At 74.1% G+C, this 15,052-nt stretch carries 2 protein-coding genes; both read right to left on the bottom strand.

Going from position 1 to position 15,052, the window contains the following annotated elements:
* Positions 1-112 precede the first annotated feature (112 nt).
* On the bottom strand, positions 113-5,116 hold the full coding sequence (locus EX20_RS07390; protein ID WP_034193117.1) for a non-ribosomal peptide synthetase: 5,004 nt from the start codon (positions 5,114-5,116) through the stop codon (positions 113-115).
* Positions 5,117-5,125: 9 nt separating this feature from the next.
* Complete coding sequence (locus EX20_RS07385) at positions 5,126-14,869, bottom strand: non-ribosomal peptide synthetase (RefSeq protein ID WP_034193192.1); 9,744 nt, start codon at positions 14,867-14,869, stop codon at positions 5,126-5,128.
* Positions 14,870-15,052 lie beyond the last annotated feature (183 nt).

Here is a 15,052-nt window from a genome sequence, read left to right as displayed (position 1 = left end):
AGGCACGGCGGCTGCACGACGCGGATGTCGGCGCGTCTCGCGCACGGCGCGGCGGCCGGGCGGAAACGCGACGCGACGGGTATCGAATCGCGCGAAGCGGTTCGCACGCACTTCAGCCGGCATCGCGCGCCTCCTGCGCCGTTTCGGCCGGCGAGTCGAGCCGCGCGCCGAGCGCGGCGAGCGTCGGCGCGGCGAACACGTCGGCGACCGTCAGCGCGTGACCGGCGCGGCACGCCGCGTCGACGAAACGCACGACGTCGAACGAGGTCGCGCCGGCGGCGAACAGATCGGCATCGGGCGGCGGTGCGGCGCACGCAAACGTGTCGGACCACAGCGCGGCCAGTGCGGCTACGGCGTGGCGCGCTTGCGGCGTCGCGTCGCGTTGCGGCGCCGTGTCGGCCACGCGCGCCCGCGCGGCCGTCGACGCCGCGAACCGCGCATCCGGCACGCCGAGCCGCGCCTCGGGCGCGACGGCGAAACGCGCGAGCTCGTCGTGATAGACGTCGACGAGCGCAGCGACGAACGCAGCGTCGAGCAGTTCGTCCGCATACGAGAACGCGGCGCTCACGCGGCCGTCCGGATGCTCGACGACGTCCAGCTCGAGCGTGAACACCACGCGATGGCGCACGTCGTCGAATTCGGTGAGCGTCAGGCCGGCCCAGTCGCGCGTCGCGGCGCCGCTCGGCCGCAGGTAGTTGAACATCACCTGGAACAGCGGATTGGCCTCGGCGGCGCGCGGCGCGTGCAGCGCGGCGACGACGTCAGCGAACGGCACGTCCGCATGCGCATACGCGGCGAGCGCGGTGTCACGCAGCTGCGCGAGCACGTCGGCGCGGCTCGCCGTCGCGTCGAGCCGCGTGCGCACGACCACCGCGTTGATGAACAGGCCGAGCGCATCGTGCGCCGCGTCGCCCGCCAGCTCGCGCGTCGACGCGAGCACGCCGACCGGCTGGTCGGCCGCGCCCGTCACGCGGAACAGCGCGGTGTTGAGCGCCGCGTGCAGCAGCATCGGCAACGTCGCACGCGCGGCCGTTGCGGCGTCGCACGCCGCCCGGATCGTCGTCGGGTCGAATTCGATCGCGATGCGCGCGGCCCGCCATTGCGGAACGGCCGGCGCATCCGCACGCTGCGGCAGCACGCGCGGCGGCAGATCGGCGAGCGCGTCGCGCCAGTACGCGACGCGCGCTGCCGCGCACGGCGGCGGGAGCACGAGCGACGTGCGCGGCAGCGGCGTCGTGGCGGGTGCCGATGCCGATGCGGTTGCGCCGCGCACGTGTTCGACATAGCGCGCCCGCACGGCGTCGAGCCACAACTCGATCGATTCGCCATCCGACACGATGTGATGGATCACCACCGACAGCACATGATCGTGCGTGCCGAGCCGCACGACGCGCGCGCGCCACAGCGGCGCATCGGCTTCGAGGTCGAACGGCGTGAGCGCGTCGGCGGCCGTCAGCTGCGCCGCGCGCTCGAGCGCGTCGGGCTGCGTAGCGACGTCGACGAGCGGTAACGTGACCGGCGTAACCGGTGCGACGCGCTGGCCCGGCAGCATGCCGGCGCGCGCGACGAGCCGCGTGCGCAGTGCGGGATGCGCGGCGGCAGCCGCCGCAAACGCCGCGCGCAACGCGTCGACGTCGAGCGGCCCGCGCACGCGCAGCGCGAGCGGAATGTTGTAGGCGGCGTTGTCCGGCTGCGCGCGCCACAGGAACCACAGCGCGAGCTGCGCGGGCGACAGCGGCCACACGCCGTCGGCGTCGGGCTTCACCGCGGCGGCGGTGTGCGACGCGCTGCGGGCGTGCGCCGCACGCGGCGCATCGGCGAGCTGCGCCGCATATTGCGCGAGCACCGGCGCCTCGAACAGCGCGCGCACCGGCACGTCGCGGCCGAGCCGTTCGGCCACGCGCGTCGCCACGCGCACCGCGGCGAGCGAATGGCCGCCAAGCTCGAAGAAGTGGTCGCCGCGGCCGACGCGCTCGACGTTCAGCACGTCGCGCCAGATCGCCGCGAGCGCGGCTTCGTCGCCATCATGCGGCGCCTCGTATGCGCGCTCGACGCGCACCGGCGCGGGCAACCGCGCGCGATCGACCTTGCTGTTCGCGTTGCGCGGCAGCGCGTCCAGCACGATCAGTTGCGCGGGCACCATGTAGTCGGGCAGCATGCGGCGCAGGTGCGCATCGAGCGTCGCCGCGTCGACGGGCTGTGTATCCGCCCGTGCATCGGCGCTCAGCTCGACGTAGGCGACGAGCTGCGCATGCGCGCCCTGCCCGTGCACGACCGCGCACGCTTCGCGCACCGCATCGTGCGCGGCCAGTTGCGCCTCGATTTCGCCGAGCTCGATGCGCAGCCCGCGCAGCTTCACCTGATGATCGACACGGCCGATGAAGTCGAACACGCCGTCCGCGCGACGCCGCACCAGATCGCCGGTGCGATACAGCCGCGCGCCGGGCGCGCCGTACGGATCGGGCACGAAGCGCTCGGCCGTCAACGCCGGACGATCGAGATAGCCGCGCGCGACGCCGATCCCCTCGCCGCCCAGATACAGCTCGCCGATCACGCCGACCGGCAGCGGCCGCAACCGCGCGTCGAGCACGTGCGCGGTGCGCGCGCCGACCAGCGTGCCGATCGGCAGATAGGCCGCATCGCCAAGCTTCGCGAGATCGTCGCCGGGCGCGAACATCCACAGCGTCGGCGTGATCACGGTTTCGGTCGGGCCGTAGCCGTTCACCACGCGCACGTTCGGCATCGCGCGGCGCAGCATCGCGAACGCTTCGCGCGACGTCGCCTCGCCGCCGACGGTCAACGAGCGCAGCGTCGGCGGCGCGCCGTGCGCGAGCGCCCATTCGGCGAGCTGCGCGGCGCAGCCCGGCGGCACGTAGGTCATCGTCACGCCGTCGCGCGCCATCATCGCGCAGGTCTGCGCGGGCGGCCACAGCACGTCGGCGGTGATCGACACTGCGGCGCCCGACAGGTATTGCGAAAACCAGCCTTCGTGCGCGCCGTCGAAGTTGACCGACTGGAACAGCAGGAATACGTCGCTTTCGCGCACGCCGTAGCGTTCGGCGATCGCGACGCAATGGCGCGCGAACGCCGCGTGATCGACGATCACGCCCTTCGGCGTGCCGGTCGAGCCCGACGTATAGATCACGTAGGCCGCATGACCGGGCAGCACGTCGGGCAGTCCGACGTGCGGCGCTTCGTCGAGCGCCTCGACTTCATCCGCATGCCAGATGCGCAGCCCGGACAGCGCGGGCAGCGACGCGGCGCTCGCGCGGTCGGTCAGCACGTGCGCGATGCCCGCGTCGCCGACGATCTGCGCGAGCCGTTCGCGCGGGTGCGCGGGATCGAGCGGCACGAACGCCGCGCCCGACTTCAGCACCGCGATCAGCGCGACCAGCAGATCGACCGAGCGCTGTAGCGCGACGCCTACGCGCATCTCGGGCCGCACACCGGCCGCGACCAGGTTGCGTGCGATGCGCGCGGCACGCGCGTCGACCTCGCCGCGCGTCAGCGCGCGCTCGATATCGGCGACGCCGCGTGCGTCGGGCCGCTTGCGCGCATGCGCGGCGATGCGCGCGTGCACCGGCACGAACGGCTCGGCGTCGGCCGCGCCGGCCGGCGCATTCCATGCGAACAGTTGCGCGAGCTCGTCGGCCGGCAGCCAGTCGAGCTCGCCGATCGGCGCGGCAGGCTGCGCGAGCGCGGCGTCGAGCAGCGTGACGAAGCGCGCGGCGAGCCGCGCGATCGCGGCGGCGTCGAACAGGTCCAGCGCATAGATGAACGCGGTGTCGAAGGCGCCGTCGGGCGTCGCTTCGACGGCGAGCGTCAGGTCGAATTTCGCGGACGGCGTGCCGGACGGCAGCCATGCGGCCGACGCCGCGCCGAGCGCGGGCGGCGCGCGGCGCTCGCCGTAGGCGGCCATCACCTGGAACAGCGGATGATGGCTCGCGCTGCGCGGCACGCCGAGCGCGTCGACGACCTGCTCGAACGGCACGTCCTGATGCATCTGCGCATCGACGAGCGCGCGTTGCGTGCGCGCGACCAGCGACGCGAAATCGCCGTGCGCCGGCACGTCGACGTCGATCGCGAGCGTGTTGACGAAGAAGCCGATCAGGCCGGCCGTCTCCGCGCGTTCGCGGTTCGCGGCCGGCACGCCGATGCAGATCCGCGCGTCGCCGGTCGCCCGCGCGAGCAGCGCGTCGAGCGCCGCGAGCAGCACCGCGAACGGCGTCGCGCCCGCGTCGGCCGCGAACGCCCGCAGCCGCGCACCGAGGCGCGCATCGAGCGAGAACCCGTGACGTGCGCCGCGCGCGCTGCGGCGCGCCGGCCGCGCGGCCGCACCGGGCAGCGTGAGCACGCCGCGTTGCGGATCGAGCCGCGCGCGCCAGAACGCGAGCTGGCGCTCGCGCTCGCCGGCATCGAGCCAGCGGCGCTGCCACAGCGCATAGTCCGCGTACTGGATCGGCAGCGGCGCGAGCGACACCGCTTCGCCCGACGCGTAGGCACGGTAGAACGCCGCCAGCTCGAACAGCAGCACGTCCGACGACCAGCCGTCGGACACGATGTGGTGAACCGTCAACGCGAGCCAGTGATGCGTCGCATCGAAGCGGATCAGATGCACGCGCACGAGCGGCGGGGTGCCGAGGTCGAACGGCTCGGCTTCGTCGGCCGTCGCGATGCGCTCGGCCTGCGCGCGCCGCTGCGCGGCCGGCAGCGCCTCGAGATCGGTGTCGCGCCACGGGCAGCGCAGCGGCGCGTGGATCGTCTGCGCGACGCCGTCTTGCGTTTCGTCGAAAGTGGTGCGCAGCGCTTCGTGGCGCGCGATCAGCGCATCGCAGGCGAGCCGCAGCGCATGCGCATCCAGCGGCCCGTCGAGCGCGAGCCGCTCGGTGATGTGATACGCGTGCGGCGCATCGATCAGCCGCGCGTGCAGCCACAGCCGCGTCTGCGCGAACGATGCCGGGACGCGATCGTCGCGCGGCGTGCGCGGCGGGATCGGCAGCCTGCGGAAATCGATCCCCGCGGCGCCGAGCTTGTCGATGAACACCGCGCGCTGCGCGTCGGGCAATTGCGCGAAGCGCGCAGCGAGTGCGAGCCAGTCGGGTTGAGCGTTCGTCATCCGTCGTCCTTAGCGGGTTTCCAGTTCGCCGAGCAGCGCGTCGATCGCGCTCGCGGCGTCGGTGTCGCGATGGGCCGCGCACGCCGCGTCGATCGCCGCCGCGCAGCGGGCCAGCGTGCGTGCGTCGAACAGCGTGCGCAGCGGCAGCGCGAGGCCCCAGTGCAAGTTGGCCTGCGCGTGCGCCTGCGTCGCGAGCAGCGAATGGCCGCCGAGCTGGAAGAAATCGTCGTTGCGGCCGATCGCGTCGACGTGCAGCACGCGCTGCCAGATCGCCGCGAGCGCGCGCTCGGTGTCGGTCGCGAGCGCGACGGCCACCGCCGCCTCGCGCTGCGGCGCCGGCAACGCATGGCGGTCGCACTTGCCGTTCGGCGTGACCGGCAGCGCATCGAGCTCGATCAGCTGCGACGGCACCATGTACGCCGGCAATTGCGCGCACAGCGCGTCGAGCAGCGCCGCACGGTCGAGCGGCCCCGCGTCGCCGCGCGCGACGTAGCCGATCAGCTGCTCGTCGCGCACGATCACGACCGCGTCGTGCACGCCGGGCGCCGCGCGCAGCAGCACCTCGATTTCGCCGGGCTCGATGCGCTGGCCGCGCAGCTTCACCTGCGTATCGACGCGCCCGAGATAATCGAGCGCGCCGTCCGGGCGCCGGCGCGCGAGGTCGCCGGTGCGGTACATGCGCGCGCCCGGCACGAACGGATCGGGAACGAAGCGCTCCGCGGTCAGGCCCGGGCGGCCGAGATAGCCGCGCGCGAGGCCCGCGCCGGCCAGATACAGCTCGCCGGTCGCGCCGGCCGGCAGCGGCTGCCACGCCGCATCGAGCACGTGCAGCTGCAGGTTCGCGATCGGATGGCCGATCGGCACCGCGGGCGCGCGCGCGTCGTCGGCGCTGCAGGTCCAGTGCGACACGTCGATCGCGGCTTCCGTCGGCCCGTACAGGTTGACGAGCGTCGCGTCCGGCAGCAGCCGCGCGACCTTCGCGACCAGCTCCGGCGCGAGCGCCTCGCCGCTCGCGACGATCAGGCGCACGCTATCGCATTGCGCGGCGGCGCCGAAATCGTCGAGATACGCGGCGAACGCGGCCAGCATCGACGGCACGAAATGCAGCACCGTCACGCCGTGCGCGTGGATCGCGGCCGCGAGCCGCGCCGGATCGCGGTGCTCGCCCGGCGCCGCGATCGCGAGCGTCGCGCCGGTCGCGAGCGGCCACACGAACTCCCACACCGAGACGTCGAAACCGAACGGCGTCTTGTGCAGCACGACGTCGTCGCGCGTGAGCCGGTACGCGTCCTGCATCCACGCGATGCGGTTCGCCAGCGCGCCGTGCGTGTTGCCGGCGCCCTTCGGCTTGCCGGTCGAGCCGGACGTGTAGATCAGGTAGGCGAGCTGCGCGTCGTCGACGACGGCGGGCGCGTCGGCATCGTGCGCATCGTCCATTCCGTCGGCGAGCAGCTCGGCGACCGTGAGCAGTTGGGCCGCCGCACCGTTGCCGAGCGCCGCTTCGACCTGGGCGCGCAGCCGCGGCTGCGTGATGACGACCGCGGGCCGCGCGTCGCGCAGCAGGTATGCGATGCGCTCGGCCGGATAGTCGGGGTCGACCGGCAGGTAGGCGGCGCCGGCCTTCAGCACGCCGACCAGCGCCATGACCATGTCGAACGAGCGCTCGACGCACAGCGCGACCGCCGTATCGCGCCGCACGCCGCGCCGGCGCAGCGCGGCGGCCACGCGCGACGTGCGCAGGTCCAGCTCGCGGTAGCTCATGCGCTGCACGCCGTCGACCGGATGCGCGTATTCGAGCGCGATCGCATCGGGCGTCGCGCGCGCGGCCGCCGAGAACTGCAGATGCAGCGGCTGCCGCTGTGCGTCGGGCCAGCTGCGCGCGGTCTGCTGCGCACGCGCGAGCGCGGCGGATGCCGCGTCGTCGGCGATCGACAGCGTGCCGAGCAGCGCATCCGGCGTGCGGGCCAGCGCGTCGAGCGCGCACGCGAACGCGCGGTGCCAGGTGTCGACGTCGGCGGCGTCGAGGCGTGCGGCATCATAGCCGTAGTCGATCGTCAGCTCGGCGTCGCTTTCGATCACGAGCGTCAACGCGAAATCGGTCGCTTCGATGCTGCGCACGTCGCTCAAGCGCAGCGCGCGCGGGTCGGCGTCGTCGGCCGCAGCGTCGACCGGATAGTTTTCGAACACGACCAGCGTGTCGAACAGTGCGCCGCCGGCGCCGCGCGCCCAGCGCTGGATGTCCGTGAGCGGCGTATGCGCATGCTCGGCCGCTGCCGCGTTGTCGCGCTGCAATCCGCGCAGCCAGTCCGCCGCGCGCTGCTGCGGCGCGGGCGCGGTGATCACCGGCAGCGTGTTGATGAACAGGCCGAGCACGGCGTCGACGTCCGGCAGCGCATCGGGGCGGCCGGCGACGGTCGCGCCGAACGCGACGGCCGGTTGATGCGTCATGCGCTGCAGCGCGAGCGCCCACGCGCCCTGCACCAGCGTGTTGACGGTCAGCTGCAGCGCACGCGCCGCTTGCGTGACGCGCGCCGTCGCGTCGGCGGCGATCGTCGCGCGCCGCGTCGTCATCCGTGCCGCCGCGCGGTCGGCCGTGCGCGCGGCGATCAGCGTCGGCGCATCGAGGCGCGCGAGCCGCCCGGTCCAGAAGCGCTCGTCCGCGCCGCGCTCGCGGGTGCCGAGCCACGCGATGAAGTCGCGATAGCGCAGCGCCGGGCGGCCCTCGAACGGCGACACCGCGTCGGGATCGCGGTAGTCGCGCAGTACCTCGGCAAGCAGACGCGCGGTGCTCCAGCCGTCGAGCAGCACGTGATGACGCGTCCACACCACGCGCCACGCGTCGTCCGTCACGCGGATCAGCGTGACGCGCATCAGCGGCGGCTCGCGCCAGTCGAAGCCGCGCGCGCGGTCGGCGGCCAGCCATGCGTCGAAATCCGCGTCGAGCGTCGCGCCGCGCGCGCGCCAGTCGAGCTGCTCGACCGGCATCCGCGCATCGCGATGCACGCATTGCAGCGGCGCGGCCTCGTCGGGTATCACGCTGGTGCGCAGGATGTCGTGGCGCGCGAGCGCCGCATCGAACGCGGCCGCGAAGCGCTCGGCGTCGAGCGCGGTCGCGCGCGCGACGAGCTGGTTCACGTAGCTCGCATGACCGGGCGCGTACAGCGCATGGAACAGCATGCCCTGCTGCATCGGCGACAGCGGATACACGTCGTCGATCGTGCGCCAGTCGAGCGCGGCGCGCTCGATCGCGGCCTGCGTGAGACCGGCCGCCTGCGCGAGCGGGAAGTCGCCCGGCGTCGCACCGCCGCCGCGCCGCGCGACCCGCGACGCGCACGCGTCGACGAGCTCGCGCAGCGCGCGCGCAAAGCGTTCGGCGAGCGCATCGACGGTCGCGCGCTCGAACTGCGGCGCGCCGTACACCCAGTGCAGCTTCAGCGTGCGCGCGCCGTCGCGGTCGGTGTCGAGGTACGCGTGAATCGCCAGCGTATTGCCGAGCGGCCCGTGCGGGTCGCGTTCGATGCCGGCGCCGCCGAAGCGCGGCACCAGCAGCGCGTCGCGCGGCGCGTCGAACTGGCCGAGATAGTTGAACGTGACGCGCGGGCGCGGCACCGCCGCCAGCGCCGCGCGCGTCGCCGCGTCGCCGTAGTGCGCGAGCACGCCGAAGCCGAGCCCCTTGTGCGGCACCGCGCGCAGCGTATCCTTGACCGCGCACAGCGTCGCGCACGCGTCGGCCTCGACCGGTAGCGTGACCGGATAGTGGCTCGTCAGCCAGCCGATCGTGCGGCTCGCGTCGGCGTCGTCGAACAGCGCCTCGCGGCCGTGCCCTTCGAGCTCGATGCGGCACGCCGCGGCGCGGCCCGCGCCGGTCAGCGCGCTGGCGAGCGCCGCCGCCAGCAGCTCGATCGTCTGCGTGCGATAGGCCGCGTGCGCATCGGTGAGCGCGGCGCGCGTCAGCGCGGCGTCGATCGTCTGCACGACGACGGCCGCATCGGCGTTGGTCGCCGGCGCATCGGGACGATCGGGCGCGAACGCGTCGCCGTGCGCCATGCCGGCCCAGTACGCGACTTCGGCGGCGAACGGCGCATCCGGCCCGAGCGCGGCACGCGCGAGCCGCGCGGCCCATGCATCGGCGCGCAGCCCCGGCGGCGACAGTCGCGCCGGCATGCGTTCGCAGGCGGCGCGATAGGCGGCGTCCAGATCGTCGATCAGGATGCGCCACGACACGCCGTCGACGATCGCGTGGTGAATCGCCAGATACAGCCGCGTCTCGCCGTCCGGCAGCCGCGCCGCGCACGCGCAGGCGAGCGGGCCGCGGCCGAGGTCGAGCCGGCGCTGCAATGCGTCGAAGCGCGCGAGCGCATCGGCTTCGTCGCGCGCGGCGACCTCGGCGAACGGCAACGCGTCGTACGGCTGCGCGGCGTCGTGCGCGCGCCAGCTGCCGTCGGCGCCGCGCGTGAAGCGCTGGCGGAACGCAGCGTGATGGGCGAGCACCGCGGCAAACGCGCGCGCGAACGCATCGGCGTCGAACGGGCCGCGCACGTCGAACGCGACCGACTGGTTCCAGTGGCCCGGATGCGGCACGTCGAGCGCGAAGAAGCGTTGCTGCGCGGGCGTCAGCAGCGCTGGTGCCGACGCGGACGCGGCGGCCTGGACCGGCGCCGGCGTTGCAGCCGGCGTGACGCCGACCGCCTCGGTCTTGGCGACGCGCGCGAGCCCGGCGATGGTCGGCGCGTCGAACAGCTGCTTCGGCGTGAAGCGCACGCCGAGCTTGCGCGCGCGGGCGATGACCTGCAGCACGAGGATCGAGTCGCCGCCGAGTTCGAAGAAGTTGTCGTCGCGCGCGACCTGCGGCGCCTTCAGCACCGCTTGCCACACCTGCGCGAGCGCCGTTTCGACCGGCCCCTGCGGCGCGTCGCCGCCGGCCGCGGCCACCGGCGCCGCGGCGAGCGCGCGCAGCGCCACGCGATCGATCTTGCCGTTCGCGGTGACGGGCAGACGCGCGAGCGCGACGATCTGCGCGGGCACCATGTAATCGGGCAGCGTCGCGCCGAGCGTCGCGCGCACCGCGGCCTCGTCGAACGCGGCGCCGTCGCGCAGCACGACGAAGCTCGCGAGCCGCATGCGGCCGTCGTGCTCGATCGCCAGCGTTTCCGCCTGCGCGATCGGGCCGGCCGCGCGCAGCGCGGCGCTCACCTCGCCCGGTTCGACGCGATAGCCGCGAATCTTCACCTGATCGTCGATCCGGCCGACGAACGCGAGCCGACCGTCCGCGCGCAGGCGCACGCGGTCGCCGGTGCGATACAGGCGCGCACCGGGCGTGAACGGATCGGGCACGAAGCGCTCGGCCGTCTGCGCCGGCCGGTTCAGATAGCCGCGCGCGACGCCGGGGCCACCCAGATACAGCTCGCCGGTCGCACCGGGCGGCACGCATGCGCCGAACGCATCGAGCACCAGCGCGCGCGCATTCGGCAGCGGTGTGCCGAGCGGCACGCCGCTCGCCGCGTCGCGCGCGTCGGCGGCGATCGACACGGTGTCGCACGCGATCGCGCCGACGGTCGCCTCGGTCGGCCCGTAATGATTGATCACGCGGCAGGCCGGCGCGAGCGCGGCCACGCGCGCGACCAGCGCCCACGTGAGCGTTTCGCCGCCGGTCACGAGCGCGTGGCGCGGCAGCACGTCGGCCGGCACGCGCGCGTCGAGCAGCGCCTGCAGATGGCTCGGCACGATCTTCAGCACGCCGACGTCGCGGCCGCGCATTTCCTGCGCGAACAGATCCGGATCGAACGCGCAGGCGGCCGGCAGCAGATGCAGCGTGCGGCCCGCGCACAGCGCGCCGAACAGCGTCGTGTGGCCGAGGTCGGCGGCGACGGTCGAGACCATCGCGAACGACGCGTCCGGTGCGAACGCGAACTCGTCGAGCATGCCCTGCACGTAGTCGGCGAGCGCGCCGTGCGTGACGACGACGCCCTTCGGCGTGCCGGTCGAGCCCGACGTATAGATCAGATAAGCGCCCTGTTCCGGGTGCGGCGCGACACGCACGCCGCCCGCGTGCGCGAGCTGCGCATCCTGGGCGAGCGCATCGACGTCGAGCGGCTGCGCGGCCGTGTCGTGCGGCCATGCGGCGGCAGCAGCGGCAGTAGCGGCAGTAGCGGCATCGGCGACGAGCGCCCAGCGCGCGCCGCAGTCGGCGGCCGCGGCGACGATGCGCGCGGCAGGCTGCGCCGGATCGAGCAGCACGGCCAGCGCGCCGGCCTTCAACGCGCCGAGCAGCGCTGCGACGAAGCGAGCCGAGCGTTCGATGCAGACGATCACCGCCGCTTCGGCGCGCACGCCGCGCAGCGCGAGCGCATGGGCGATGCGGTTCGACGCGTCGTCGAGTTCGGCGAACGTCAGCGACGCCGATGCATCGGCGAGCGCGACGCGATGCGGATATGCGGCCGCCTGCCGCGCGAACGCGGCGACCACGTCGGCATGCTCGACGCGCAGCGCGCGGCCGTCGCGCGGCTGGCGCGACGCGGGCGACGCATCGCACGGCAGCTCCGCCGTGACGGTCTGCGGGTCGTGCGCGGCGCACGCGACGAGCGCGGCATAGCTGTCGAGCCACGCGCGCGCGGTGTCGGCGTCGATGCAGTCGGTCGCATAGGCGGCGACGAGCGCGATGCCGCTCGCGTCGTCGGTGAAGTCGAGCGCGAAGTCGAAGCGCGCGGCGAGATCCGGCCCCGGCGTCGCGACGGCGCTCGCGCCCGGCAATACGCTGTCGTGCCGCGCGTCGAACTGCTGGGCGAACTTCACGCGCAGCCATTCGTCGCCGCGCCGCACCGGCGGCTTCACCGCATCGACGACGCGCTCGAACGGCACGTCCTGGTGCGCGACCGCGTCGAGCGCGGCCGCGCGCGTCGCCTCGACGAGCGCGCGGAACGGCTGCGTCGGCGCGACCCGCACGCGCAGCGCGACGGTGTTCAGGAACAGGCCGAGCAAACGGCGCGTTTCCTCGCGCTGCCGATGCGCGACCGGCACCGCGACGACCACGTCGGTCTCGCCCGTCAGGCGCGCGAGCCACGCATCGAACGCGGCCAGCAGCACGGTGAACACGGTGGCCTGCGCGTCGCGCGCGAGCTGGCGCAGGTCGGCCGCGACCGCGTCAGGCAGGCGCACGGACACGCGCGCGCCGTGCTGCGTGCGCGTCGCGGGCAGCTGGCGGTCGGTCGGCAACGCGAGCGGGCCGGGCACGTCGCGCAGCGCCGCGCGCCAGTACGCGAGCTGGCGCTCGCCTTCGCCGCCGGCCAGCATGTCGCGCTGCCAGTCCGCGTAGTCCGCATACTGGATCGGCAGCGCCGGCAACGACGGCTCGCGGCGCTGCGCGTACGCGCAATACGCGGCCGCCAGCTCGTCGAACGCGCAGCGCGAACTCCAGCCGTCGGTGATCGCGTGATGCGCGGTCAGCAACAGGCGGTGACGCGCGTCGTCGAGCACGACCAGCGTCGCGCGCAGCAGCGGCCCGCGCGACAGATCGAACGGCGCGCCCGCATCGCGTTCGGCCACGCGCGCGGCCTGCGCATCGCGGGCGGCGGGCGGCAGCTCGCGCAGGTCCACCGTCGCGATCGGCACCGGCAGCGCGGCGTGGATGCGCTGCATCACGATGCCGTCGCCGTCGTCGACGAGCGTGGTGCGCCATGCGTCGTGCCGGCCGATCACATGATCGAGCGCGCGTTGCAGCGCCTCACGGTCGAGCGCGCCGTCGATCGTCCAGTGTGCGGCGATGTGATAGGCGGCGCCCGCGTCGCGCGTCTGTGCGAGCACCCAGAAGCGCTGCTGCGCGAGCGACGCCGCGCGATCGACGTACGGCGCAGCCGATGAATCTGCATCGGCATCGGCGCGCGCGCCGCGCACGGGAATCGCGGCGAGCGGCGCGCCGGTTTCGCGTTCCGCGCGATCGACCTGTGCGGCAAGCTCGGCCAGCAGCGGATCGGCGAACAGCGCGTCGAGCCGCAGGTTCACGCGCCATTGCGTGCGGATCGCGGCCTGCAGCTGCATCGCGGCGAGCGAATCCGCGCCGAGCGCGAAAAAGCGCGCGTCGCGCGACGGCGGCGCATCGAGGCCGAGCAGCGTCTGCCAGCACGCGGCGAGATGCGCCTCGGTGGCCGTGCGCGCCGGCTCGCCGGCGGGCTGGTCCGCGCGCTGCGCGGCGGCGATCCGTTCGCGCAGCGCGGCGCGATCGAGCTTGCCGTTCAGCGTGTACGGCAGCGCGTCGCAGCGCACGAACCGATGCGGCTGCCACGCGGCCGGCAGCTGGGCGCCGACGTGCGCTTTCAATGCGGCATCGTCCGCATCGTCCGCGGCAGCGCGCAACGCGACGCATGCGATCAGCCGCGTCGACCCGTTGACGGCTTCGGCGATCACGGCTGCATCGGCGACTGCCGCGTGCGTGCGCAGACACGCGGCGATCTCCGCCGGCTCCACGCGCACGCCGCGCACCTGCACCTGATCGTCGACGCGGCCGAGATAGTCGAACGCGCCGTCGGCGCGCCGGCGCGCGAGGTCGCCGGTGCGATAGACGCGCGCGCCCGGCGCGCCGTGCGCGTCGGGCACGAAGCGCTCGGCCGTCAGCGCCGCGCGGCCGTGATAGCCGCGCGCGATGCATGCGCCGCCGAGCAGCAGCTCGCCGGCGCGGCCGGGCTCGCCATTAGCGTAGGCATCGGCGTCGCCATCCACGTCGTCGATGCGCGCGATGCGCGGGCCGATCGCACGTCCTATCGGCAGCGCCGCGTAGGCATCGTCGGCGTCCAGCGCGGGCGTTTCACCGGGCTCGACCGGCCACAGCATCGGCGAGATCACGGCCTCGGTCGGACCGTAGCCGTTGACGAGGCGCACGGACGGGAACGTGCGGCGCACGGTGTCGAACGCCTGCTGCGGCAGCGCTTCGCCGCCGAACGCGAGCACGCGCAACGCCGGCGGCACGCCGTCGCGCGCGGCGACGCTCGCGAACTCGCGCAGGTACGCGGGCGGAAACGCGGCCACGCTGACCGATTCGCGCACCATCAGCGCATGCGCGGCGTCCGGCGCGAACGGCTGCGCCGGTGCGATCGTCACGCTGGCGCCGACCGCGAGCGGCGCGAGCCAGCATTCGTGCGCTGCATCGAAATTCACCGACGCGAAATGCAGCAGCCGGTCGTCGGCTTCGATCGGCAGCGCGCCGGCCAGCGCGTCGCAATGCGCGGCGAGCGGCCCGTGCTCGACGACGACCGCCTTCGGCGTGCCGGTCGAGCCCGACGTGTAGATCATGTAAGCGGCCGCGCGCGGATGCACGGGCGCATCTTCCTCGTCGAACGCGGATGCGTCGGCGGCTGAGCCTGCCGCCGATGCGACGTCGAACGTGTGTTCGAACGGCGCGCCGAGCGCCGCGCGCCCGGCCGCATCGACGACGCCGTGACGCAGTTGCGCATCGCGCACGATCCAGTCCAGCCGCGCGGCCGGATGGCGCGGATCGAGCGGCACGAACACGCCGCCCGCCTTCAGCACGGCCAGCAGCGCGACGAACAGCTCGCACGAGCGCTCGACGCAGACGCCGACGCGCACCTCCGCGCCGACCCCGGCCGCGCGCAGCCGGCGCGCAAGCAGCGAGGCCTGAGCGTCGAGCGCGCGCCGCGACAGGCGCAGCTCGTTCTGGAAAGGCGCGGCGAGCGCGGGTGCGTCGGGCGCGAGGCGCGCCAGGTCGCGGATTCGGTGGTGCAGCGCAGTCGGGAAACTCGTCATGTGCGTGAAGTCCTTCGGTCCGGCCGCTTCGGCCAAGTCTCGGGGCCGCTTCGGGCGGCTTCACTGGTGTGACGAACGGCGCGGCCGATTTTTTACCGTTTTGCGCATGACGGCCGCGCGCAGGCCGCGCGTGGCGAGTTCGCACGCGCTGCTAAATGCCTGCGCTGCTAAATATTTGCGGCG

Source organism: Burkholderia sp. WP42 (assembly GCF_000745665.1).
Taxonomy (GTDB): Bacteria; Pseudomonadota; Gammaproteobacteria; order Burkholderiales; family Burkholderiaceae; genus Burkholderia; species Burkholderia vietnamiensis.
This window is presented reverse-complemented; position numbering and strand designations above follow the sequence as displayed.